Source organism: Pseudofrankia sp. EUN1h (assembly GCF_001854645.1).
Classification (GTDB): domain Bacteria; phylum Actinomycetota; class Actinomycetes; order Frankiales; family Frankiaceae; genus Pseudofrankia; species Pseudofrankia saprophytica.
On the sequence record NZ_MBLN01000045.1, the window covers coordinates 57,226 to 82,245 of the forward strand.

Sequence of the window (25,020 nt, forward strand, 5' to 3'; positions counted from 1 at the left end):
CATGTCAACGGAATCTCAGACCCGAAAGTTCGCGGCGATGGGGGCAGATGGGCCACACGGGCGCATGGGTGCCACCACCCACGCGCTACCCGGGGACAGCGCTGGCTGGTCGGTCCGGTCCGATTGCCCAGCAAACGACGGGTGGTGCCAGTGGGCTTTGGACTCGCTACTGTCGGCACTCCTGGCCCGGCATCGACGCTATCGGCTGGGCTTTGGACCGGTGACGGAGGGCAGGAACCTCATGGCACGAATGGGAAACCGGACCCATCGTCCACCTGAACGACGCACCAGCGCGCCTTTCGCGCGCATCCGGCGGACTACCAACAGCTACCAGCTGACCTACTGGATGAGTAGTCCGATTCCACTCCCCTGCGTAGCCGCCCGGTGATGGACGCGCGAACCTGGGTGATCGACGCGGCGAACGTGATAGGCGCCCGGCCGGACGGTTGGTGGCGTGACCGACCGGGTGCCGCGGCGCGGCTGCACGCGCGCATTCTGCGGCTGCTCGCCGCTTCCGACTGGCCGGCGGCCTCGKCCGGGCAGGATGAGCCGCCAGCGCGGGTGGTCCTGGTTTTGGAAGGCGCCGCGAGGGCGGGCGTCGAGCCCGGCACCGCGTCATCCCCGGCCCCCTGGCGCGAGGGGACTCCGGACGGACCGGGCTCGCCGGACCGGAAGGCGGACCACCCACCCGCCGCGCCACTGGCCGTCGTCCACGCGGCCGGCGCGGGTGACGACACGATCGTGGCCGAGGCGGGGAACGCCGAACGGCCGGTGCTGGTATTCACGTCGGACCGCGCCTTGCGGCACCGCCTCGTCGAGGCCGGCGCGCACGTCCGCGGCGCCGGAGCCCTCTGGACGCTCCTGGACGAGACGTAGCGCGCCCTGAGCATTTCCCGGTCGCGATGGAGCCCGCGGCGCCCTATGAGGCGCGAGGGCCGCGGGCGAGGCGCCGTGGGCTGGCCGTCAACGAGCCACAGTTGGCCCCAGAACGACCCGTACGGCCAGCTGACGCCCCGAAGCAGGGGAAGGTAAGGGAAAAGGCCGGGCGGACGCCACCGCGCCGTCAGGGCGCCTTAGCGATGCGCGCGGTCATTCCACGGCCACCGACGGACGCCGGGCTCAGGCAAGCAGGCGCGGAAAAGGCCCGTCGGCAACCCACCCACCGGCTCCAGAGCCGGACCTCAGGCGGACGCGACCACACTCAGCCGCGGCGGACGGGCCGCGAGCCGGGCGGTGTAGCGGCCGGCGGCAGCGGTGATCTCGAGCGGGAGTCCGAAGCATTCCGACAGCGGGCCCGCGGTGAGCGTCTCCTCGACCGGCCCCGCCGCCACGACCCGGCCCCCGCGCAGCAGCAGCGCGTGGGTCACACCCACGGGGATCTCCTCGACGTGATGGCTCACCAACACCAAAGCCGGCGCGGCGGGGTCGGCGGCGAACCGGGTGAGGCGACGCAGCAGCGCCTCCCTGGCGCCGAGGTCGAGCCCGGAGGCCGGCTCGTCGAGCAGCAGCAGCTCTGGGTCGGTCATCAGGGCCCGGGCGATCGCGACCCGCTTGCGCTCCCCCTCGGAGAGGGTGCCGTACCGCCGGCCCAACAGCGATCCGCAGCCGAACTGGCGCAGCAGCTCGGTGGCCCTGGTCACATCGATGGCGTCATAGTGCTCGTGACCGCGGCCGAGCACCGACCAGGCCGCCGTGAGCACCGCGTCCAGCACCCGCTCGTCCGCCGGCGGCGTCTCGGTGAGCGCGGGGCTGACCAGCCCTACCCGGTAGCGCAGGTCGCGCATGTCCACCGTGCCGAGCCGGGAACCGAACAGGTCGACCGCGCCGCTGGTCGGGAACAGCCGCCCGGCGGCCACCACCAGCAGCGTCGTCTTGCCCGCGCCGTTCGGGCCGAGCACCACCCACCGCTGACCGGCCGAGACCGTCCAGTTCACCTCGGACAGCAGTGCCGCCCCGTCGCGCCGCACAGTGACAGCCTCGAGGCACACGATCGTGTCCGCCATGGCGCTCACGTTACCGGGCGGCCGGTACCGGGGCGGGCGCCCTCAGTCGCCCGGCGCCCGGGACCCGTGGTCTCGGGCGCCCGGCATCACAGCGCCGCCGGGCCGATCTCGGCCCAGACGACCTTGCCATCCGCGGTCGGGCGGACCCCCCAACGGTCGGCGAGGGTCGCGACCAGCTCCAGGCCCCGGCCGGCCTCCTGGTCGACCCCGGCGTGCCGGCGCCGGGGCAGCCGCCCGCCGCCGTCCGCGACCTCGACCACGACCCGGTCGGCGAGCCTGCGCACCCTGGCGTCGATCGGCTGCCGGCCGTGCGCGACCGCGTTGCCGACCAGCTCGGACAGGACGAGCACGGCCGTCTCCAGCGCCTCGGCCGGCAGCGACCAGTCGGACAGCGCGGCCCTCGCCGCGGCGCGGGCCGGCGCGAGATCGGCGGCGCCGCCGTCGACGGCGATCTCCACCGTCGTGCCGGGTGGCGGCGCCGCGGGCAGGCGGGCCAGCAGCACGGCCGCGTCGGCGGTGAGGCCCGCGCCGGCGGGGCCGCCGTCGGCCGGCCGCTGGCCGGGTTCGGCGGGACCGCCAACCGGCCCGAGGACGGCGAGCGCGTCGTCCGCGAGCTCCAGAAGCGGCGTCCCCGGGCGGGCCAGCGCGCCGGCGAGCTGGGACACCCCGGCATCGAGCTCTCGCCCGCCGGCGGCGACCACGCCGTCGGTGAACAGCGCCAGCAGCCAGTCGGGGCCGAGCCGGACGACGTACTCCTTCACGTCGTCGCGCCGGGCGCCGAGCGGCGGCCCCACCTCCATGTAGAGCCGGGAGACGAGTCCGTCCGGCGCCACCACCAGCGGCGGCGGATGCCCGGCGCTGGCGAGCGTCACCCGGCCGCTGTCGGCCTCGATGACCGCGTAGATGCAGGTGGCGAGCTGGCCGGGGACACCCTCGTCCCCGGCCCCGCCAGTCGGGTCGCCACCGCCGGCCGGGACGACACCTCGGGCGAGGGCCGCCTGCCCGGACGGCCGGTGCTCGTCGGCGAGATCGGCCAGCACACCGTCGAGCAGGGTGATCACCTCATGCGGCGGAAGGTCCAGGCGCGCGCAGGCCCGCACCGAGGCGCGCAGCGCCTCCATCGCCGCGGCGGCGACGTCACCGCTGGCCGCGATGTTGCCGATCACCAGGCCGGCCCGGCCGGCGCCGAGATCCACCACGTCGTACCAGTCCCAGCTCGTGTTCCCCTCGCCCGCCTGGTAGCGCGCGGCGACCGCGATGCCCGCCGGCGTGAGCGCGCGGCGCGGCGCGGACCGGCGGCTGGCCGCCAGGGCACGCGGCGCGGCGGCCGCGGCGAGCTCCGCCCGGTCGATCGCCTCGGCGGCCCGTCCGGCCAGCTCGCCGAGCAGGGCCAGGTCCTGCTCGGCCAGCGGCGGGCGCTCACCCGCCGCGGCCAGCAGCACGACACCCACCGGGCGGCCGCGGCGCAGGATCGGCGCCGCCGCCACGGTGTGCGCGCCAGCCCTGCGCGCCCAACGCACCTCGTCCGCCGACGCGGCCGACAACGCCCGCGTGGGCTGCTCCGCGCCCGCGGCGGCCCCCGCCGTGGTTCCGCCCAGACCGGCGGAGTCCGAGAATCCGGCCGGATCGGCGACGGGATCGCCGCCAGACCGGCGAAGCCCGGGGTCCCCGCCAGATTGGCGAACGGGGTCCCTGCCGGACTGGCGAAGCCGATCTGGGAGGTCGTGATCAGGGAGGTCTGCGGGGAGGCCTGTTGGGCGGTCCGCTGGCGGATCTGGCGAGAGGTCAGTGATTCGGGAGGTCTGCCGGGAGATCCGTTGGAGCGTCTGCCGGGAGGTCTGAGGGCCGCTCGCGTCACGCGCGGTGCTCAGCCAGGGCTTGCCCGTGCTGAAAGCCTGGGCCACGGTGCTGGCCGCCGGCCAGCGGACCGGCCGCGGCCTCGGCGGGTCTTCGATGCCCGGCACCGCGGCGGCCGCCACGCGCAGCAACGCCGGCACGGCCGGGGTTCCCGGCGGACTGGCACCCGGGTCCCGCGATGAGCTTGGGTCGTTCTCACCGCCGTCACCGGCCACTGCGGCGGGCGCGCGGCCGGGCTCACCTGCCCCGGCTGGCTGGCCGTCGCCGGCGGACGCGGGGTCCGCGAGCAGGTACACGGCGCACAGGTCGGCGATCTCACCGACGGCCGCCTCGGCGAGGGCGCGCAGGGCGCGGTCCGGGGTGGCCGCCGCCGCGAGCGCCGCCGCGGCGGCCGGGTCGGGGGCGGCGGTGGCGTTCATGGCCGCGGTGACGGCGGCGAGCACCTCCAGCCGGCGGCCGGCCCGGTCGGCGTCGGCGCGCGCGGCGGCGGTGTGATCCTGGGCGACACGGCCGGCGGCGGCCTGCGCGAGCGCCCCCTCGAACAGCGCGGCCCGGTCGAAGGCGAGCGCGCACTGATCGGCGAGCAGCTCCAGGTAGCCCCGCTCGTCCAGGCTGAAATCCCTGGCCGAGCGGAAACCGAACATCAGCACGCCGGTGGGGGCGTCGCCGGTGGCCAGCGGCAGCAGCGCCCAGGCCCGGTCGTCGGAGGCGCCCACGGCCGCGACGAGGTCCGGCACCGGCCAGCGCGTGGTCAGTTCCTCGCGGCTGGCCAGGAAGAGCGAGCGGCGGCCGCGCACCACCTCGGCGGCCGGGTGGACGGCGCCGAGGCTGATCCTCGACCAGCGCGCCGTGTACTCGGCCGAGTAGCCCTGCAGGGCACGGAAGGTCAGCTGCTCACGCGCGTCGTCGATGAGCGCGACGCCGCGGCCGGAGGCGCCGAGGGCCCGGCCGGCGTCCATGATGACCGCGACCACGTCGTCGCTGGTCACGGCCCTGGCAAGCGCCGCGGTGACCCGCTGGATCTGCTCGACCCGGTCGGTGGCGGCCCGCACCCGTCCGGCCGAGGACTCGCTGGTGGCCTGGGCCGCCCGCAGCTCGGTGATGTCCGTCAGGGCGCCGACCCACTCGCCGCCGCCCGAGACCACCAGCGCCCGCGCGGTCATGACGCGCTCTGCGCCGTCGGCGCCCAGCACGCGGAACTCCGCCTCGAAGCTCTCGCCGCGTTCCACCGCGCTGTGCCAGGCGCGCCGTACGGTCTCCCGGTCACCCGGGTGCACGGCGTCCAGCCAGCCGGGCCCGTCGGACTGGGCGCGCCGCTGGCCGGTCGCCGCCCGCCAACGCGGCATGTCGCCGTCGAAGGCGCCGTCCGGCCCGGCCCGCAGCACATCGGACGCGACGGCTTCGGCCAGCAGCCGCAGGCGCTCACGCTCGCGCGCCGCCTCCTGCTCTGCGTCCCGGCGGCCGCTCACGTCGATCGCGACGAACACGGCGCCCAGCGGGGCGCCCGCAGGCCCTGGCACCGGGTACCAGCTGGCCTGCCAGGTCTGCGTCGGCCCGGCACCACCGGTCGCGACACTCATCTCCAGGTCACCGACCGGCTCACCGGTGCGCAGCGCGCGGCCGAGCAGGGTGGCCAGCTCGTGGCCGATCTCGCCGAGCAGCTCGGGCGCGGTGCGCCCGATGTGGTCGGCCACCGGCCTGCCGTTGAGCCGGGCGAGCACCTCGTTGACACGGACGTAGCGGCCGGCGGAGTCGTGGAACGCGAGCGCGATCGGCGCCTGGCTGAACAGCGTCTCCGCGACCGCGGCCGAGGTCGGCAGCGCGCCGCCGACCGCGGGGCCGGCCGCCGCGCCCGTCTGCGGGCCGCCCTGGCCGGCGTCGCCCGACGACGGGGTGGGCTGGCTCGGCTGACCCAGTTGGCCGGCTCCGCCTCCCGGCACGCCGGGAGGCGGCACGGCTGCCGGGGGCTGCGGAGGCGGCGGGGGGACCGGCGCGGGCGGGGACGGCGCGGGCCCGGGCGGCGGCGGTGGGACCTGGCCGGCGAACTGCGGGAACTCGCCGGGCGGAAAGCTGGGTGGCGGTGGGGGCGTCGTGGCGAGCCCCGGCGGGGCGGGGCGGGGCGGCTCGGGCGCCGCCGGGCGCGCCGCCGGCCCGGGTGGGGCCGGGGCGGGCGGGGCGGAGTGCCGGGCCGCCGGGCCGTACGGGTCCTGCCCATAGGCCTGCCGCGCGGTGGACGGGTCGCCGTAGGCGCCGGACGCCGGCGGCTGGCCCTGGCCGCCGGGGGGTGCCGCGACGTCGAAGCCGGCGGCGTACCCCCGGTCGTAGCCGCGGGCCTCCTGGGGAAGCTCATACCCGGGCGTCTGGCCGCGGGCATAGTCACCGGAGTCGTAGCCACCGGCGTTGCCGCCCGGGGCGGCGGCGCCATAGCCGGCGCCACCGACGTAGCCGCCGGCGGYATACCCGCCGGCTTCGTACGAGCCGCGGTCGTAGGYGCCCTCGCCGTACGCGCTGGCGCCGTAGGCCCCGTTCTGGTAAGGGCTGTAGGCGGTGGCACCGTAGGCGCCGTTGCTCGGCCCGCCGTTGTCCGCGGGGTCAGCGCCCTGGTTGCCGGCCACCTGGTTGCCGGCCAGGTGGTTGCCGACGACGTGGTTACCGGCGGCATGGCCGCCGGCGACGTGGGTGCCGTTGCCGGCTGCGTCCTCGTACCCGGTCCGCGCGCCGCCGAGCGGGTCGGCGCCGGGGTAGGGGGAACCGGCCGGTTGGCCCGGCGGCTGCGCGTGCCCGGCGAGGTGCCCCTGCTCCGGGCGGGTCGCGGCCGCCGGCGGCCAGACCGCCGACGTGCTCCAGTCCTGACCGCCGTCCCAGCTGCGCTCGCTCCACTCCTGGCCGCCGGGCTGGGCCGCCGGTGGCCACGGCGCCGTGCCGGACCGTGGGTCCGCGTCCTCTGGGGTGCCGAATCCGTGTTCCGGCCATGGCGACACGTACGCGCCCCCCTGGCCCGCTGGCTGGCGACCGGACGGCTCGGCGGCAGAGGACGGAGTCATGGGTCCCGATTGTCGACGGTGGGAACATGTTGTGTGGAACCGGGCCGAACCCTGGCGCCCCGGCAAGGCGGGAAACGCCCTCTCGACGGGCGCCTGGACGCTCGATCGGCCCGTCAGCCCACCCACGTCTCCCCTGCCGACGACCGGTTTGCGCCGAATAGCACCATCATGTATCCGCGGCGACATGCCCAGGTCACAATCCGCGCCGGATGTGGCCGCGGGTGCGAGCGGCACCATCGAGTGTGACCCTGCTGACGATATGAGCTGGCGATGTGAGCTGAGCGGACAGCGTCAGTAGGCGGCACCCGCGCCGGGCGCGGGTGCCGTCCAGTACCGCCGCGGGCCGGCGTCGGCGCGCCGGCGCGGCGGCCCCGCGATCACCTCCGCGGACAGCACCGTCACGCCCTGGGCCGACACGATCACCGGGTCCAGGACGAGCCGCGCGACGTCGGGCAGGTCGTCGGCGAGCCGGGCGACCCGCAGGACCGTCTCCCGCAGCGCCGCGACGTCCACCGGCCGTGAGCCGCGGTACCCGGACAGCAGCGGAGCCCCCCGCACCGAACCGAGCAGCCGGTCGGCGTCTACATCGGTCAGCGGCAGGATGTGGTGCGCCCGGTCGCCGAGCAGGTCCATCGCCGGCCCCGCCAGGCCGAACGACACCAGTGGCCCGTAGCGGGGGTGCTCCTCGGAGCCCAGCACGACGGCCACACCGGCGGGCGCCATCCGCTGCACCACCAGCGGCACGTCCGGCCCGAGCTGGGCGCGCAGGGAGGCCCAGGCCGCCCGCATCGCCGTCTCGTCCGGCAGCGCGAGGCGCTGGCCGCCGAGCTCGGGCCGGTGCCGGTAGGGCCGTGACCTGGCCTTGAGTACCGCGGGCCAGCCCAGCCGGTCGGCGGCGCTCACCGCGGCGTCCTCGTTCTCCGCCCGGATCACCGGCTCGACGGGCACGCCATAGCAGCCGAGCAGCGCCGCGCTCTGCGCGTCGTCCAGCCAGCCCACCCGGCCGCCCACGAGTGCCCTGGCCGCGTCGACCCGTACGTCGAGGACCGGAACGGCGCCCAGCGGGCGCGACCTCCATTCCGCGTACGCCACCACCCGGCGCAGCGCCGCCACGGCCCCCTCCGGCGAGGGATAGGCCGGCACCGCGCCGAGCTCGGGTATCGGCGCGCCGCCGAGCACGCTGGCCAGCACCGGCATGTCCAGCCGCGCGGCGACGGCGGCGACGGCCGTGGCCAGCGGGGCGACCGGCAGCGGCGGCAGCGGGGCGACGGTGACCATCAGCGCGTCCGACCGCTCGGCGGCCGACAGCATCGCCTCGGCGTGCAGCTCCGGTGAGCTGCCAAGCTTGAGCAGGACGGACTCGACCGACAGGCCGACACCCTCGGCCGCCTCGACCGTGAGGCGAACCAGCGCGCGCGAGTCGCCGATGACGGTCACCCGGTCGCCGCTGGGCAGCGGCTGGTTGGCGAGCAGCTGCGCGACGTCGAAGCCCGCCGAGACCCGGTCGACGGCGATCACGCCGGCCTGCCGCAGCAGCGCCGCGTCCAGCTCCGAACGCCCGGCGCGCACGACCACGACCGGGAGCGAGCGCCCGACCCGGCGGGCGAGCCGGGCGAACTTGCGCGGGTTGCCGAACGTGTCCAGGTGCAGCAGCGCGACGTCGGTCGCCGGGTCGTCCTCCCAGTACTGCAGCATGTCGTTGCCGCTGACGTCGGCGCGGTCCCCGGCGGACACGAACACCGACATCCCCAGGCCGCGGGTCTCCGCGGCTGTCAGCATGGCGGTCCCCAGCGGCCCGGACTGGGAGTAACAGCCGATCCGTCCAGGAGGTGGCATCTGGGTCGTCAGCGAGGCGTTCAGGCCCGCCGCTGGGCTCTGCACTCCCAGGCTCGCGGGCCCCACCACCCGCATGCCCGCGGCTCGGGCGGCGGCCGCGAGCGTCGCCTCCGCCGGCTCGTCGCGCAGGTCCGTGATCACCACCAGGCCGCGCACGCCGTGCCGCCCGCAGGCCGCGACCGCCTCGTCGACCTCGGCCGGCGGCACGCACAGCACCGCGAGATCCACCGGGCCGTCGACGTCCTCGACGCTGGCGAACGCCCGGACCGACGAGRCGGCGCCCGACCCGGCGGCCGCCACCGGGTTCACCGGGTAGACCGGGCCGTCGAACCCGCCGTTCAGCAGGTTGCGCAGCACCGCGTTGCCGGTCGCGCCGGCGCGGCGGGAGGCGCCGATCACCGCCACGGCGCGCGGGCGCAGCAGCCGTCCGATGGACGCGGCCTCGGCCCGGTGCTCCCTGGCCCGCATCACGTCCACCGACTTCTCGGTGGGGGCGATGTCGAACGACAGCCGGATCACGCTGGAATCCCAGGTCCTGGACACCTTGTAGCCGGCGTCGAGGAAGACCCGGGTCATCGTCTGGTTCTCGGCCAGCACCTCCGCGTCGAACCGGCGGACGCCACGCTCCCAGGCGGCGGCGGCGAGGTGCTCGAGCAGCACGGAGCCGAGCCCACGGCCCTGCTGGGCGTCCTCGACGAGGAACGCCACCTCGGCGCCCGCGGCCGGGCGGGTGAGCGGCCCGCCTCGGGGCGCCTCGTCCGCCACCGCGGCCGGCGTGGCCGGCGTGGCCGGCGTCTCGGCCGCAGGCACGCCCTCCCAGTGCGCGAGGGCGACGAGCTCGGCGCCGATGAGCGCGACGAGGGCGCCGCGCACCGACTGGTCGACGATCGTGAACCGGTCCACGTCGGCCGGGCTGAGCCGCCGGCGCACCCCGAAGAACCGCAGGTAGATCGAACGTTCCGACAGCCGGTCCCAGAAGGCCAGCAGCCGCGGGCCGTCGGACGGCAGGATCGGGCGGATGTGCGCGGTCCCACCGTCGGAGAGGATCACGTCGGCCTCCCAGCCCGCCGGGTACCCCGGTGGGAGCGCGGCCTGGTCAGCCACGGTGTCCGCCGACCACGAGATCGCTGACCACGGCGCCGGTGACCACGGTGTCGCTGACCACGGTGTCGCTAACGGTCACGAAGCGGGTCGAGGCCATGCAGGGGCAGCACCTCGCGGCGAGTGGCCGCGACCGCCCGGTCGAGCGCGTCGTCCGGGTCGCCCTCGCCCGCGTCCCACGGGTGGTGGGTGACCGGGCCACCGCCGTCGCCGAATGCCGCCGGCATCGCCACGCCCCGCCCAGGCGGGCGCAGCGTGGCCGCGTCCACCCGGCCAGGCGCGCACTCGCGCCACTGTTCCGGCAGCGGGCGGTCCACCGGCAGGGGCGCGTGCGCCGCGATCGCCAGCAGGTGGGTCCAGGCTCGCGGCACGACGGTCTCCAGCGCGTATCCGCCACCGCCGCAGGCGAGCCAGCGCCCGCCGGCCACCTCGTGCGCCAGGTCGTGCAGCGCCAGGTAGGAGGCCCGCTGGCCGTCGACGGTCAGCCTCAGGTCGGCGAGCGGGTCGAGGCGGTGGGTGTCGCAGCCGTGCTGGGTGACCAGCACGTCCGGCCGGAACTGGCGCAGCAGAACCGGCACCACCCCCGAGAACGCCCGCAACCAGCCGGCGTCGTCGGTGCCCGGCGGGAGCGCCACGTTGACCGCGGTCCCCTCGGCGTCCCCGGCCCCGACCTCGTCCGGGAACCCGGTGCCGGGAAAGAGGCTACGGCCCGTCTGGTGCAGCGAGATCGTGAGCACCCGCGGGTCGTCGTAGAACGCGGCCTGCACACCATCGCCGTGGTGCACGTCGATGTCGACGTAGGCGACGCGGCGGGCTCCGGCCGACAGCAGCCAGGCGATCGCCACCGCGGGGTCGTTGTAGACGCAGAACCCGCTCGCGCCGGCGCGCATCGCGTGGTGCAGGCCGCCCGCCAGCGCCACCGCGTGCTGGTGGGTACCCGACCAGACCGCCCGCGCGGCGTCGAGCGTTCCGCCGGTCACCGCGGCGGCCGCCTCGTGCATGCGCTGGAACACGGGGTTGTCCGCGGTGCCTAGCGCGAACATCGCGGCCAGCCGTGGGTTTCCCGCACCGGGGGCGCCCACGTGGCGGACCGCGGCGACGTAGGTGGGGTCGTGCACCAGCTCGATCAGCTGGTCGGACGCGAGCGAACCGGCGGCGGTCACGATCCCCGGCGACGCGAGCACACCCGCGCGCGTCGCCAGGTCCATGGTCAACGCGAGGCGCACCGGGTGTAGCGGGTGGTGCGGGCCGAAGTCGTAGCCCAGCATCGCCTCGTCCCAGACCACCAGGGTGTCCTGGCGGGGCTCGCCAGCCTGGCCGGTCCCGCCAGCCTGGCCGGGCTCGGTTCCGCCGCCGAGCCCGGCGGCGCTGCGCGCCGAGCCGTCGCTCGCGCCGCCGATCGTCTCCATGGGAAGACGGTAGCCCGCCGGTCCGCCCCGCGACGGCCTTCGGCATCGGCGAGACCCGGTCCGAGAGGTCCGCCGCGAGGTCCGCGGCCTGGGAGGTCCGGGACGCCTCGGCACCCCGTGCGGCGCCGCGCCACCGACCGGTTTCGCCGGGTGGTCCCCATCGCGGTCATCGACCGTCACGTGGTGGTAGGGGTGGAATGCCCAGGCCGATTGACTAGGGTCAGGTCACGTGGCGGGCAACGAGATGGCGCAGACCTCCGACGAGGGCACGACCGAGGTGGTGCGGGCCGGCACGCTGCTGTGGGAGCCGTCGGCCGAACGCGTACGCGACGCCGGGATGACGCACTACCTCGAGTTCCTCGCCACCGAGCATGGCCTGTCGTTCGCCGGCCCGCAGGAGCTGTGGCGGTGGTCCGCCTCCGAGCCCGGCACGTTCTGGGACACGATCTGGGACTTCTGCGGCGTCCGCGGCCAGCGAGGCGAAGGCCCCGCGCTGGCCGACGCGCGGATGCCCGGCGCGGTCTGGTTCCCTGGCGCGAAGGTGAACTATGCCGAGAACGCCCTGAGCCGGCGCGGCCCGGGGCCGGCGCTGATCGCCGTCAGGGAGGACGCGGCGACGGTCGTGATCTCCTGGGACGAGCTGCGCCGCCAGGTGGCCCGGTGCGCCGCGGGGTTGCGCCGCCTGGGGGTGCACCGCGGTGACCGGGTGGCCGCGGTCCTGCCGAACTGTGCCCACACGGTGATCCTGATGCTCGCCACCGCGAGCATAGGCGCGGTCTTCTCGAGCTGTTCGCCGGACTTCGGCCCGTCGGGGCTGGCGGACCGGTTCAGCCAGATCGCGCCGAAGGTGCTGGTCGTCGTCGACGGTTACGCCTACAACGGAACGCCGCACGACATCCTGAACAACATCGCCGAGCTGGTCGAGGTGCTGCCCGGCCTGGCCGCGACCGTCGTCGTCCCGTACGTGGCCGCCGACGTCGTCGAGCGCGCCGAGCGGCTGAACCTGCCGGGGATGACCTGGTGGGACGAGCTGGTCATCGGCCTGGAGGAGGTGCCCCAGTTCGAGCCGATGCCGTTCGCCGCCCCACTGTGGATCCTCTACTCCTCCGGCACCACCGGGCTGCCCAAGCCGATCGTGCACAGCCACGGCGGGATCCTGCTCGAGCACCTGAAGTCGCTCGCGCTCCTGCTGGACCTGGGCCCGGATGACCGCTTCTGCTGGTTCACCACCACCGGCTGGATGATGTGGAACTTCCTCGTCTCCGGCCTGCTCGTCGGGTCGACGATCGTGCTCTACGACGGCAGTCCCAGCTTTCCGGACCTGTCGACCCTGTGGCGGCTGGTCGAGGCGATCGGCCTGACCTGCCTCGGCGTGTCGGCGGCGTACCTGCACAGCTGCCTCGGCCGGGGGCTGTCCCCCTGCGTGGTCGCCGACCTGTCGACGCTGCGCACGCTCGGGTCGACCGGCTCGCCGCTGTCCACCGACGGCTACGCCTGGGTGTACGACTCGGTGAAGCCGGACATCCTGCTGACGTCGATCAGCGGCGGCACGGACGTGTGCGGGCCGCTCGCCGCGGCGCTGCCCACCATGCCGGTACGCGCCGGCGAGATCGGCCTGCGCGCGCTCGGCTGCGCCGTGGACGTCTTCGACGAGCAGGGCCGGCCGGTCGTCGACGAGGTCGGCGAGCTGGTGGTGACCGCGCCGATGCCGTCGATGCCGCTGCTGTTCTGGGGCGACCGGGACGGCTCCCGGCTGCGGGAGAGCTACTACTCGATGTATCCGGGCGTGTGGCGRCACGGCGACTTCGCCCGGCTCACCCTGGGCGGGGCCGTCGTCATCGAGGGCCGTTCGGACGCGACGCTGAACCGGGGCGGCGTCCGGCTCGGAACCGCGGAGCTGTACCGGGTGGTGGAGCGGTTCGAGGGCATCGCCGACAGCCTCGTCGTCGACACCTCCGGTCCGGGCCAGAGCGGTCAGCTGTTCCTGTTCGTCGTCCCGACCAGGCGCGGCAGCCTGACCCCGGCGCTGGGCGAGGCCCTCAAGGCCGAGATCCGTGCCGAGCTCTCCCCTCGCCACGTCCCCGACCGCGTCATCGAGGTCCTGGACATCCCCAGAACCCTCACCGGCAAGAAGCTCGAGGTCCCCGTCAAGCGCCTCCTGACCGGCGTCCCCCTGGACCGAGCCGTAAGCCTCGCGGCGGTCGCGAACCCGGAGGCGTTGGCGCCGTTCATCCGCTAGGTACCCCGCACAACGACGAAGGCCCGCCCCCGACGAGGGGGCGGGCCTTCTACTTCCTTGACCAGATCTAAGAACTGACTAGTCCAAGAACTCGCGCAGGCGGCCGGCTACGGCCGGCTTGCGGAGCTCTCGGAGGGTGTCGCGCTCGATCTGGCGGATCCGCTCGCGGGTCAGGCCGAGGCGGTTGCCGACCTCCGCGAGGGTGTGCTGCTTGCCGTCGGCGAGGCCGAACCGCAGCCGCATCACCTCGCGCTCGCGCGGCGACAGGTTGCCGAGCACGTTGTCGATCTCGTCCTGCATGGCGCCGTACGAGGCGGCGTCCGCCGGCGAGGTCGCGTCGGCATCCTCGATGAAGTCGCCGAGCACGGAGTCGCCGTCGTCGCCGACGCCGGTCTCCAGGCTGACCGTGTCCTGCGCGTACCGGCGCAGCTCCACGACCTGCTCGAGCGGCATGTCCAGCTCCAGCGCGAGCTCCTCGTCGGTCGGCTCACGGCCGAGCGTGGAGACCAGCTGTCGCTGCAGTCGAGTGATCTTGTTGATCTGCTCGACCACGTGGACCGGGATGCGGATGGTGCGAGCCTGGTCGGCGAGCGCCCGGCCGATGGCCTGACGGATCCACCAGGTCGCGTAGGTGGAGAACTTGTAACCCTTGGCGTAGTCGAACTTCTCGACGGCGCGGATCAGGCCGAGGTTGCCCTCCTGAACCAGGTCGAGCAGCGTCATGCCTCGGCCGCTGTACTTCTTCGCGACCGAGACGACGAGACGCAGGTTCGCCGAGACGAGTTGCTGCTTCGCGGCCTCGCCGTCGCGGACGAGTTGCTTGAGGTCCCGACGCAGGTCGGTCCCGAGCTCCTCGGCCGTGGCCAGCTTGTGTTCCGCGAACAGCCCAGCCTCGACGCGCTTGGAGAGTTCGACCTCCTGGGCGGCGTTGAGCAGTGGGACTCGACCGATCTCGCGCAGGTACATGCGCACGAGGTCGGCGGTGCCCGCATGCTCGGTCGTCGTCCGGCCGGTCTCCGCGGGTTGGGAGGCGCGTTCGCCCTCCTCTTCCTCGAGGACGTCGACGCCGGCGGCCGTCAGCCGAGCGACCAGCGCCGGCAGAAGCTCGGTACCGACATCGGCGGACTCGAGGGCCTCGCGCAGCTCAGACCGGCTGACCTCGCCGGACTCACGGCCGCGCGCTATCAGGTCGGCGACCGCGCTGACGTCGAGCTCATCGATGTCCTCGGCGACCGCCGTCAGGGTACGGCCGGAGGAAGAACGGGCAGCAGTCGACCGACGCGGGCGCCGCGCGCTGGTACGCGCGCGCGGGGCGTCGTCGTGAAGGTCCAGAGCAGGCAGCGTCATCAGTGATAGATCCGAAGGTCGGTGCGGGTGGGTCGTCGTCCTTGCACGTGGAGGTAACGTCTGACGACGCGAACCGATTCCCCGCGCAGGCACAGCCGGACGGCAGTGAACGCCGGGCCTACGCCGCAGTGTAGACCCTCACCCTCGGGGCACTGAACCCGCTTGTCGCGAAGACTACCCCGCAGATCGGCACCTGTGGTCAGAACAACCAACTATCTGGGTAGCACTTCCCCGGCGCCAGCGCTCCTCGGGCTGCTTTAGGTAACGCCACGAAGTAAGGCCAATACCCTCGGCGCAGAAACCCACATCACGCCGCGCGGCCCGACCCTCCCTCGGGACATCCCCTTGCCCGACCCAGACGGAGTACCCGGCGCGCCGGGCCTAATCGGGCCAATCGGCGTGACCCACGCCACATCTTTGCGACACGCCATAGGCCCGCGGCCCGGATTCCCTCCGAGGGGAGCTAGCCGATCGGGGGCGAAGGCAGCTGGTCGCTGGCGCGCCGGGCGTCCGGCACCCCGGAAACCCCCAGCCGGGAGGCCGCGCGCGCCGCGGTGGCCTCGATCTCCGGCAGGTCCGGCCGGGCCAGCAGGTCCACCAGCAGCGCGGCCGTCCAGGAGAAGCTGTTGCTGCCCGCGCCCGTGCCGTCCAGCGGCGAGTAGTACTCGAACATCTGGCCCGAGCCCGAGATCAGGTTCAGGATGCCCGCTCGTAGCTCCCGGGCCGCGTCCAGCCGGCCGTACCGTTCCAGGCCGTCGGCGAGCAGCCAGTTGATGTTGATCCACGCGGGGCCCTGCCAGTAGCAGCGCGGCAGGAAGGCGGGGTCGTCCGCGGGCACGCTAGCCACGCCGTACCGCGGCCAGTACCGAGGCGACGTCATGGCCTTCACCAGGCCGTCGACCCGGTCATCGGGAACGACGCCGGCGTACAGCGGAAGGAAACCGCCGACGGTCTCATGCAGCAGCAGTTCGCCGGTGCGGAAGTCCCGGCTGTAGTACGTCGACTCCGACCAGAGCCGTTCGATCGCCTCCCGGCAGCGGCGCATCGAGCGGGTCAGCTGCTTCGGCAGCTTCACCCCCACCTCGGCGGCGATCTCGACGAGGTGGTCGTTGGCCCGCACCAGGATCGCGTTGAACGCGACGTCCTGGACCAGCGGCACGTCGGTCTCCCGGATGCTGCGGAACGAGTAGCACGACCGCCGCAGCTCCCGGACGACGCGGTACAGCGTGAACAGGTCCGCCGAGGTGAGCCGCTCCTCGGCCGGCACCTCCTTCGCGTCCCGGCGCAGCGCGTCGAGTGCCTCCGCCGTGCCCAGCCGGCGCAGCACCTTCACCCGGCGCGGGGTGATGGGCAGCGTGGCCTCCATCCACGGCGGCGTGTTGTCCATCCCGGACTCCCACGAGTGCACCAGCGTGACGAGGCCGTCGTCGTCGGGGTCACGCTCGGTGTGCAGGAACTGGTGGAAGCGGATCAGGCCGGGAAGCAGCGCGCGGTAGAAGTCGGCGCGGGCCTTCGGGTCCAGCATCTCGCCCACGCGGACGGCGGCCTCGGCGATCATCGGCGGCTGGGTGATGCCGGTGCTCTGCGCACCCGATGCCGTCGTCACGTACCGGTCGCAGCGCCAGCGCTGCGGGCCGGCGTGGTAGAAGTCGTCGACCTCGGCGAAGATCACGTGCGGGATCATGCCGTTCGGCCATTGACCGCGCAGCAGGGAAAGCACCTCGGCGGCGGCCCGCTCGGCGTCGATGTGCCGCAGCCCGATCGCGATGAAGCAGGAGTCCCAGAGCCACTGGTGTGGGTAGAGGGTGGGGGATGGCCTGGTGACGTCGCCGAGGTCGTTTCCGTGCAGTACCTCGAGCGCGGTCGCGCGCAGGGCCTGCAGGCTAGGAGACAGCGTGGGAACGGGGGCACCGGGGGACGTCGGAACAGGCATCGTGCGAGGGTATCGACCTTCTGTTGCGCCGACGCTTCGTACCCGGTAGAAGCGCCACAGCCGCGGAGTTTCCTTCCCCGTCCGGACCAGTTCCGCGTCCATCAGGACAAAACAGCGGATTCGGTCGTGAACGGGCCAATCTGGTTCGCCCGCTCACGTTGATCCGTATCCGGATAGGCGCGCTCCCCAACGACTTGTCCCGCCAATGCCTGATCGTCCTTTCGGTCACCCGTCACGCGCCTGTCGCGTACCCGTCGCGGACCCGGGCGCGCCGGCCCGCCCGCGCGCCTGGGCGGGAAGCCCGCGCCCCGACCGTCAGGACCGTCAGGCCTCGGCTTCGATGACCACCGCGCGAGCCCACGCGGGCGGGTTCCCGTGGCCGCCGGGCTGGGCGCCGTCACGCAGGAGGCCGACGACGACGCGGATCCCGGGCGGGGGCCGGTCTGGCCACGGCGTATAGCCGTCGGTGAGCACGATGACGGTCGACGGGCGGGGCCGCAGCGCCGCGGCGGCGGCGATGCCGGCGCCCATGTCGGTGCCGCCCCCGCCGGCGAGCCGGACCTGACCGGCCCGGCTGACCCGTCGCAGCGTGTGCACGGTGGTGTCGACCGCGAGCACCCGCACCCCGTCCGCGCGTAGCCCGGCTCGCACCAGAATGCCGTCGATCTCGGCGAGCGCCCGCGCGAGCAGGCCGTCATGCATGGAGCCCGAGGTGTCGCACACGATCGCCACCTCGGGAACGGGCCGCCGCATCGTGGGCAGCACGACGCCCGGCACGGCACGGGCCCGCCGGGACGGCCGGCGGTAGCTGTAGTCGACCGCGCCGGCCGCGGCGCTGATCGCGGAGCGGATCTCGGCGGCGAGCGCCCGTCGCCAGTCGACCCGGGAGGGCAGCACGGCCTCGGCCCACCGCAGCCAGCCGCCGGCGACCGTGCCCGGCTCGGTTCCCTGCTGCCGTTGGATGTCCGCGGCGACGGTGAGCCGCAGCAGGTCACCCTGCGGACCCGAGAGCCCGCCGGGCGAGCCGTCGCGCGGTCCGGGCGAACCATCGCACTGGCCGTCCCAGGGCCGGTCCCCGGCATCGGCTCCGGACCCGCAGTCCCAGTGCCGGGGCCCGTCCGCCGCTACCTGGTAGTAGGCCTCGGCGAGCAACCCGTCCGAGGCGCCGAGATCCGCCGGCAGGTCGGGGGCCACGGTCGGCCGGCAGCCGTCGACCTGGAGATCGTCGTTGATCTCCGCGTCGGCGCACCGGTTCCAGCGGGCGCGGCTCTCGTCCTCGGCGACGCGGTTCGCCTCGGCGCGGGCCGCGTGATCGCGGATCAGGTGGCTGGTGAGATGGATGAACAGCCGGCCAAGCTCGGCCGGATCGAAGCCGGCCAGCAGGTCCGGGTCGACGTGCAGCCGCCACGCCCGGTCGACGGCTATCGTGCCGCTTCCGGGCGCAGGCTCCACGGCGCAGGCGAACAGCGCCCTGGCCAGGTAAGGCTGGCGGTGGACCGCCCAGACCCGCGCGGCGGCGATCTTCGTCCGTTCCGGCCCGGCCAGGGTGCTCATCCCAGCAGGCCGGCCTCGCGCAGCAGCGGGGCGAACGCGGCCACCTCGGGCGGGACCGGGGCGCCGGGCGGCCGGCAGCGGACCAGCGTGCGGGCGGCGGCCGCGGCGACGTCGGGAGCCGCGCCGGCGGCACGCCCGAAGGCCCGCCAGCCCCGCTCCCAACGCCCCGAGCTCGGGTCCGCGGCGACCACCGCCGCGATCGAGGACAGCGCCGCATAGGCCCGGTCACCCCGCTCGGGCAGCACGAACGAGTCCGGGTCCGCGAGCACCGCCTCGGGGTCGGGCAGGTCCGCCTCGACCAGCCAGGTCAGGAGCTCCGCCCCCGCGCCCGGCCCGACGCAGCCGCGGACCAGCAGCGAGACGACCGTGTCGTCGACGTCGCAGGACCGCGCGGCGGCGAGCAGTCGCGCCGTCATCTCCCAGGTCCGCGGGCTCGGCCACGCCCGGCCGGCGGTCACGGCCGCCTCGGGCACGGCGATGGTCAGCTCCGGTCGCACGGTCAGGAACCCGGCCACCCAGCTGCGGGCCACCGGGATCCGTTCGGCCCAGTCGGCGGCGAACCGGGGCGGCGGGACGGTCGGCCAGCCGCCGACGAATCCGTCGGCCACGGCGCGCGCGTCCAGCGGCCAGTCCAGATGGCAGAACCGGTTGGCCAGCGGCGCGGAGAGATCCCAGCCGTCGGCGGCCTGCTCCGGCGGGTTGGCCGCGGCCACCACCGAGACCTCGGCGGGCAGGGTGAGATCACCGACGGTGCGTTCCAGCACGACCCGCAGCAGCGCGGCCTGCACCGCCGGGGGCGCGGTGGAGATCTCGTCGAAGAACACCAGCCCGTGCCCGGCGCCGACCAGCCGCGATGCCCACCGGGGCGGGGCGAACTCCACCCGGGCCGTCCCGTCGACGCCGGTCACGATCGGCAGCCCGGCGAAGTCCGACGGCTCCCGGATCGAGGAGATCACCGTCTCGCATGGCCAGCCCGCCGCCTCGGCCATCGCCCGGACCGCCGAGGTCTTGCCCGTGCCGGGAGGACCCCAGAGCAGCACGGGGACCCTGGCCGCGACGGCGAGGCCGAGCGCCTTGGTTACGGAGGACTGACCACTCACATCCGCAGTGTGGCAGGCTTTCCGAAGTGGACGGATTTGACGGTGAGCTCTACCTCCGCCTGCTCGGGGAGAGAGCTTTGCTCTCCGGTGGGAACCAGCAGCCGCACGGTGACCCGCTGGTCGAGCAGGCCCGGGCCCTGGCGACCGTCGGCGCGGTCGCCGCCCCGGTGGCGCGCCGCGTCGTCGAGGACTACGCCCGCGTCCGCGCGCTGCGTGGCCTGGGCGGGCCAGCTCACGTCGGGCCACCCTCGGCCTTCGGGCCACCCTCGGCCACGGCTCAGGGGCCTCGCCGGATCGCCCTGTGCCACCGCGTGATCAGGCAGCCGACGGGTGATCTGGAGATCCGCTACGTCATCCTCAGCCAGGCCGAGACCCGCCTCGCCATCATCTTCCGATCGAATGCCCAGGTCCCGCCCCACGTGGGGGGCCGCCCAGCGGCCATGCCGATCGGCGTCACCGGGGTGCCCTCGATCACCGTGACCGACGACTACGGAAACACGGTCACCTCGTCGGAGTTCTCCGGCGGCGGCACGGCCCTTCAGTGGCGCGGGTCCCTGACGCTGCGGCCCGCGCTGGCGCCCGACACCACCTGGATCGAGCTCTACGGAGAGCGCGTCGAGCTCGGCCCGAGCCTGGGCGACCGGATGGTCACGATCGAGGACCTCACCGAGGCCGACGCGGTCGAGCGCTACCTGGCCCAGTGCCTGGCCGGAACCGGTTTCAGGAGTCCCCAGTCCCGCTCGCTGCCCGAGGCCCTCGAGGCCCTGACCGCCGCAGGCCTCGTCGATCCCGCCGATCCCGCGATCGCCGCCACCCACGCGGTCCACGAGGCGCTCACCCAGGTCGGCCGCCAGCTCATCCCGCCGCCCGCGTGGCAGCAGGCCCCGCCGCCCGCACGGAGGCAGGCCCCACCGCCCGCACCGCCACACGTCCCGCCGCCCCCGGGGGCGACCGAACCGTGGCGCTCGCTGCTCGCCCGCCGCGGCGACACCGGCGGGCCGGCGGGGACCCTGTTCGTCGGCGTGGCCACACCGGTGTTCGACCAGGTCAGCGCCGTCCTCATGGACCTCACCTCCACCGATGCCGGATTCCAGTGCGACGTCGAGCTCTCCGGCCCATTCGAGGTCGGCATGGCCGGCGGCTCCACCCTCGACCAGGTCTTCGTGACGTTCTCCGCGCTCGACGACCGCGGCAACGTCCACCTGGGCCGGTTCGGCAGCTGGAGCGGCGGCGGCGGCATCGTCTCCGGCACCCTCGGCTTCTGGCCGGCGCTCGACCCGAAGGCCACGCGGCTCGACATCATCCTCACCACCGACCGGGCCCGGGCCGTCATCGCCGTGCCCCTGACCTGGGACGACGCGCGGTGACACCCTCCTGGTGGGCCGGCCTGACACCCCTCGAGGAGACGATCCTCTGCGGCGACGCCAACCACCGGCTCCGGTGGTCCGAGGGCGAGCTCGGCACGCCCGACCACGACGACCCCGACGGCGAACGCACGCTCGCCGCGCTCGGCGGTCAGCCCATGCCCTGCATCCAGATCCTCGACGCCTGGCAGCGCCACCGCGCTGATCTCGACGTACTGCTGCTCGCGAGCCGCGGCGCCGCCGACCACCTCGACCCCCGAGCCATCGGGGTCACAGGTGGGCCTGGTGGTCTGAATGTCCCAGCCAGAGCTGTCGCGGCCACCTTCGGGTCGCCAGGCCCATGGCCCGCGCCGCCGGGCCCGCCGTGGCCCGGCGCGGTGTCCGGCGGCCAGGGCGCCTTCGTCAGCCACAGCCACTTCTTCTACGGCGGCGGCTTCAGCCACGGAGGCGTCTCAGGCCCGGGACCACACCAGAACGACGAGCCGCTCCCCATGCTGCTGCGGCTACCCGGCGCGCTGCCCGACCGGCTCGTCGCCACCGTCGTCGCCACCTGGGCGCAGCGGATCGCCGACGACGACCCGCGGGTCACCGCGGCGCTCCCCGCGCTGCACGCCGCCCTGTACGGCCGTGCGCTGACCGCCGCCCGCGGATGGCTCGGCGGCGGCGCCACACTCGACGTCCGCCTGGCCGCCTCGCCAGCCGCCGCCCGCCGAACCGACGGCGTCATCGCCATCGAGCTGCCGTTCAGCTGGCTACGTGACGTCTGGGCCCGCGGCTTCGCCACCCTCGCCGGCCGCTTCTGCCTCACCGCCCAGCCCGGCCCGCCCGGCGACTGGACCTTCACCACCGTCGCCGCCGACTTCGGCCAGCCCCAGAAGGTCACCCTCCGCACCTGGTGACGGCGCGCGGTTCCGGGCCGTTCAGCGGGCGGCCGCCGGGCGGGCCGCCGCGTCGTTGATGACACGCACCAGCTGGGCGCCGCCCTCGGCGAGCGTGCCGTCGTTCTCGATCACCGCGTCGACCCGGTGGCCCGGGGCCGGGTCCTGGCGGGCCAGGCGCTGCCCGATACCGGGTTCGGGCTCGCGGCCCCGGGCGCGCAGTCGCCGCGCGCGAACCTCCGCTGACACGGTCACCCGGACGACGACGAGCCGCCGGTAGCGGCCGGCAAGCTCGTCGATCACGGCGCGGGAGACGTTGACGACCACGACGCGGCCGTCGCGTACCTCGGCGTCGACCGACGCCAGGATGCCGTAACGGAGGCCATGCGCCTGCCAGTACACGGCGAAGTCACCGCGGTCGCGGGCCTGGGCGAACAGCTCCTCGCTCACCGGCTCGTGGTCCTCCCCGGGCCCCGGCGGGCGGGTGATGATCCGCCGGGGAAAGCGGGCGAGGTCACCGGAATGCTCGCGGGCATACGACAGCAGGGCATCCTTGCCGACGCCACTGGCACCCACGACCGCGACGAACGCGCCGGGCCCGATCGGCTCGCTCACCGCATCTCGAGTTCGCTCCGCCGCCGCGCTCACGCCACCCGCTGCCCTTCGCGGTACACGCCGCGGACGACGGGCACGCGCAGCCCTCGCGGGTGGAGCTCGGTCCCCGGCAGGTCGTGTGCGCACACCCGCGCCAGGTCGGCGCGCCTGCCGACCGTGATCTCGCCGCGGTCGTCGAGGCCGACCGACCGCGCCGGGTTGCCGCTGACCAGCGCCGCGCCCTCGGGCAGCCCGATCGCGCCGTCGGCGGCCAGCTGGAAGACGGCCTGCAGCGGGCTCGACGGCACGTAGTCGGACGAGAGGATGTGCAGCAGCCCGAGCTCGAGCAGCTCGGCCGCGGCCACGTTGCCCGACTGGCTGCCGCCGCGGACGATGTTGGGGGCGCCCATGACGATCTGCTGGCCACGCTTCACGGCCTCGGCGGCGGCGAGCACGGTGGTCGGGAACTCGGAGATGCACCCCCCGAGAGCCACCGACTCGGCGACGTGGTCGGCCGTCGCGTCGTCGTGGGTGGCCAGCGGGATCCCGCGCTCGGCGGCGAGCGCCGCGATCGCGCGGCGGTGGCCGTCGGCGTAGCGCGCCGACCGTTCGATGAGGGGACCGACGTAGCCGTCGAACTCGGCCTCCGTGATGTTGCCCTTGCCGACCTGGTACCGCTTGAACACCTCGATGTCCGCGTACTGGCGCTGGCCGGGGGTGTGGTCCATCAGGGAGACCAGCCGCACATACGGGTCGTCCACGAACACACCGAACGAGTCGAGGCAGTCCTCGGCGGACACCTCGCAGCGCACGTGGATCGCGTGCTCCGCACGCAGCAGGCCCGCGTCGGCCGCCAGCTCGATCGAGTCCGCCAGGTGCCGGGCATGCTCTGTCGCCACGTCGCTCTTGCCGGATGAGCCGGCACCGATGCGCACCGCGTCGAGAACCGTGGTCGCGCCGCCGGCCGTCAGCTGCGCGTCGCTGGCGAGCACGGCGGGCAGCGGGTCCCACCGCACGCCCGGCCGCGGGGAGAAGTGGTATTCCAGGTGGTCGGTGTGCAGCTCGACCCCGCCGGGCAGCAGGTAGTCGCCGTCCAGGTCCTCGCCGACGCCGGTCTGGCCCGAGCTGATGCCGGCGATCAGGCCGTCGCGGATCACGACCGAGCCGTGCAGGATCTCCTCGGGCAGGACGATGCGGGCGTTGCGGAGCACAGTTTCGCGCGTCATCTCGTTCCTTCGCTGACTGTGGAGACTTCGGCAGGTACGGGTGCGGGTTCGGATCCGGGTGCGCAAACAGGTGGGGAAGCGGGGATCGGCCGCAGCGGATGCACCGCGTGCAGCGCGAACGGGGCGCCGGGCTCGGCCTCCGTGAACAGGGCGAGCGCATCGATGCGGACGGTGGCGCCGAGCGAGGCGGCGAACCAGCCGCTCAGGGCGCGTTCCACGTCCGGCTGCCGTCGTGGCGGTATGCCGTCGGTGAGGGTGAGGTGGAAACGGAACTCGTCGAGCACGTACGGGTAGCCCCAGGCCCCCAGCAGTTCGCGCTGGCGCGGCGTGAGCGAGGCCGGCTTGCGGCGGGCGAGCTCGGCCTCGGTCGCCGGGGCGCGGAAGCCGTCGAAACCGGTCACCACGTCGTCGGCGAGCGCGTACAGTTCCGCCGCTTCCGCCCCTGGTACCAGGGCGAAGAAGCTGCCGAGGCGCGCGAGAGACAGCCGCGGGATCGTCACGCCGGCCCGCCCCGCCGCGAAGGACGCGCACGCGGCGTCGAGCTCGTCGGGCGTGCGGCCCTCGGCGAGGCGGAACGGCGCCTTGAGCGTGGCGTGGAAGCCGTATCGGCGCGCGTCGACCGTCATCGCGTCGACCGTCTCGCGGGTCCAGCCGGCGGGGACGCCGGGTGTGACCGGCTCCCCCGAGACGGCGCGGCCCAGCCACCGCTCGGCTTTCTCGCGCAGCGCCACGGCCGCGGCGTCCGTCGGACCGGTGCCCGGCGCCGCGTAGATCGCGAACCGTGCGGTCACGCCGCCGCCCCGACGGCCGGGGCGAACATCTCCACGGGAAGGACGCGGTCGGCGACCGCCTCGCGCACCGCCGCGTCGTGGAAGATGCCGAGCATCGCGACGCCCCGCGCGCGCTTCTCGCGGATCAGCTCGGTGACGACGTCGCGGTTGCGCGCGTCGAGCGAGGCGGTGGGCTCGTCCAGCAGCAGCAGTGGCAGCTCGGTCACGAACCCACGCGCGATGTTGACCCGCTGCTGCTCGCCGCCGGAGAAGGTGGCCGGCGGCAGGCTCCACAGCCGCTCGGGGATGGCGAGCCGGGCGAGCAACTCCGCCGCTCGCTCGCGTGCCCGCGCCGCGGGCACGCCGCGCTCGACGAGCGGCTCGGCGACGACCTGCAGGGCGCCGACGCGTGGCACGCAGCGCAGGAACTGGCTGACGTAACCCATCGTGTCGCGACGGGCGCCGAGAACCTGGCGCGGGTCGGCGGCGGCGATGTCGATGACGCCGCCGTCGGCAGTGGCGCCCGGGCGGCGCAGGACGATGCTGCCGCGGTCGGCGGCGTAGTTGCCGTAGACCATCTTGAGGATCGAGCTCTTGCCGGCGCCCGAGACTCCCCCGAGCGCGACGCACTCGCCGGCGTGCACCTCGAAGGTCAGCCCGCGCAGCACGGGCAGGCGCTGGTCGCCCTGCAGGTGCATGGTGAAGGTCTTGTCGACGCCGGAGACGGCGAGGATCGGCGGGGCCGCAGCCGCTGGGACAGCCATG

16 protein-coding genes are annotated in these 25,020 nt (G+C 74.6%); 4 read left to right on the top strand and 12 right to left on the bottom strand.

The window, feature by feature from the left end:
- The first annotated feature begins 387 nt into the window (after positions 1-387).
- Positions 388-876 (top strand): hypothetical protein, encoded by a 489-nt coding sequence (locus BCD49_RS11355; protein WP_083401399.1) that lies wholly within the window; start codon positions 388-390, stop codon positions 874-876.
- A 305-nt stretch (positions 877-1,181) separates the two neighbouring features.
- On the opposite strand, the gene BCD49_RS11360 is transcribed toward BCD49_RS11355, so the two are convergent.
- The 4 genes from BCD49_RS11360 to BCD49_RS11375 all read right to left on the bottom strand — a co-directional run bounded on the left by BCD49_RS11360 (position 1,182) and on the right by BCD49_RS11375 (position 11,250).
- Positions 1,182-2,003 (bottom strand): ABC transporter ATP-binding protein, encoded by an 822-nt coding sequence (locus tag BCD49_RS11360; protein ID WP_035931278.1) that lies wholly within the window; start codon positions 2,001-2,003, stop codon positions 1,182-1,184.
- A gap of 86 nt (positions 2,004-2,089) precedes the next feature.
- Positions 2,090-6,904 (bottom strand): SpoIIE family protein phosphatase, encoded by a 4,815-nt coding sequence (locus BCD49_RS11365; RefSeq protein WP_131803442.1) that lies wholly within the window; start codon positions 6,902-6,904, stop codon positions 2,090-2,092.
- Between the two features lie 291 nt (positions 6,905-7,195).
- Positions 7,196-9,844 carry a bifunctional acetate--CoA ligase family protein/GNAT family N-acetyltransferase gene (locus BCD49_RS11370; protein WP_071041469.1) on the bottom strand — a complete coding sequence of 883 codons (2,649 nt, stop codon included), beginning with the start codon at positions 9,842-9,844 and terminating at the stop codon, positions 7,196-7,198.
- 68 nt (positions 9,845-9,912) lie between these two features.
- Entirely contained in the window at positions 9,913-11,250 is a 1,338-nt protein-coding gene (locus BCD49_RS11375; RefSeq protein WP_007513333.1) for an acetoin utilization protein AcuC, read from the bottom strand.
- A 244-nt stretch (positions 11,251-11,494) separates the two neighbouring features.
- Between BCD49_RS11375 and BCD49_RS11380 the strand changes: the two genes are divergently transcribed.
- A complete protein-coding gene (locus tag BCD49_RS11380; protein ID WP_007513334.1) occupies positions 11,495-13,489 on the top strand; it encodes an acetoacetate--CoA ligase in 1,995 nt (664 codons plus the stop codon).
- 78 nt (positions 13,490-13,567) lie between these two features.
- On the opposite strand, the gene BCD49_RS11385 is transcribed toward BCD49_RS11380, so the two are convergent.
- The 4 genes from BCD49_RS11385 to BCD49_RS11400 form a co-directional block, all read right to left on the bottom strand.
- Positions 13,568-14,836: an RNA polymerase sigma factor gene (locus tag BCD49_RS11385; RefSeq protein ID WP_007513335.1), complete on the bottom strand. Its 1,269-nt coding sequence runs from the start codon at positions 14,834-14,836 to the stop codon at positions 13,568-13,570.
- Between the two features lie 463 nt (positions 14,837-15,299).
- Positions 15,300-16,769, bottom strand: coding sequence for an amylo-alpha-1,6-glucosidase (locus tag BCD49_RS11390; protein WP_106410573.1), 1,470 nt, complete (start codon positions 16,767-16,769; stop codon positions 15,300-15,302).
- A gap of 324 nt (positions 16,770-17,093) precedes the next feature.
- A complete protein-coding gene (locus BCD49_RS11395; RefSeq protein WP_007513337.1) occupies positions 17,094-18,323 on the bottom strand; it encodes a vWA domain-containing protein in 1,230 nt (409 codons plus the stop codon).
- Positions 18,320-19,423 (bottom strand): AAA family ATPase, encoded by a 1,104-nt coding sequence (locus BCD49_RS11400; protein WP_007513339.1) that lies wholly within the window; start codon positions 19,421-19,423, stop codon positions 18,320-18,322. Before BCD49_RS11400 ends, BCD49_RS11395 begins: the two co-directional genes overlap by 4 nt.
- Before the next feature lie 26 nt (positions 19,424-19,449).
- Here BCD49_RS11400 and BCD49_RS11405 point away from each other — a divergent pair, with 26 nt between their 5' ends.
- Both BCD49_RS11405 and BCD49_RS11410 read left to right on the top strand, forming a co-directional pair.
- A complete protein-coding gene (locus BCD49_RS11405; RefSeq protein ID WP_007513341.1) occupies positions 19,450-20,790 on the top strand; it encodes a hypothetical protein in 1,341 nt (446 codons plus the stop codon).
- Entirely contained in the window at positions 20,787-21,686 is a 900-nt protein-coding gene (locus BCD49_RS11410) for a hypothetical protein (protein WP_007513342.1), read from the top strand. The genes BCD49_RS11405 and BCD49_RS11410 overlap by 4 nt, the downstream gene beginning before the upstream one ends.
- 21 nt (positions 21,687-21,707) lie before the next feature.
- Here BCD49_RS11410 and phnN read toward each other — a convergent pair whose 3' ends face one another.
- From phnN to phnL, 4 genes are read right to left on the bottom strand one after another with little or no spacing between them, the layout of a single operon-like run.
- Positions 21,708-22,280 carry a phosphonate metabolism protein/1,5-bisphosphokinase (PRPP-forming) PhnN gene (gene phnN / locus BCD49_RS11415; RefSeq protein ID WP_007513345.1) on the bottom strand — a complete coding sequence of 191 codons (573 nt, stop codon included), beginning with the start codon at positions 22,278-22,280 and terminating at the stop codon, positions 21,708-21,710.
- Positions 22,281-22,309: 29 nt separating this feature from the next.
- Positions 22,310-23,485, bottom strand: coding sequence for an alpha-D-ribose 1-methylphosphonate 5-triphosphate diphosphatase (locus tag BCD49_RS11420; RefSeq protein ID WP_007513346.1), 1,176 nt, complete (start codon positions 23,483-23,485; stop codon positions 22,310-22,312).
- Positions 23,482-24,276, bottom strand: coding sequence for a DUF1045 domain-containing protein (locus tag BCD49_RS11425; RefSeq protein ID WP_007513349.1), 795 nt, complete (start codon positions 24,274-24,276; stop codon positions 23,482-23,484). The genes BCD49_RS11420 and BCD49_RS11425 overlap by 4 nt, the downstream gene beginning before the upstream one ends.
- Positions 24,273-25,019: a phosphonate C-P lyase system protein PhnL gene (gene phnL, locus BCD49_RS11430; RefSeq protein WP_007513350.1), complete on the bottom strand. Its 747-nt coding sequence runs from the start codon at positions 25,017-25,019 to the stop codon at positions 24,273-24,275. The genes BCD49_RS11425 and phnL overlap by 4 nt, the downstream gene beginning before the upstream one ends.
- Between the last annotated feature and the right edge of the window lies 1 nt (position 25,020).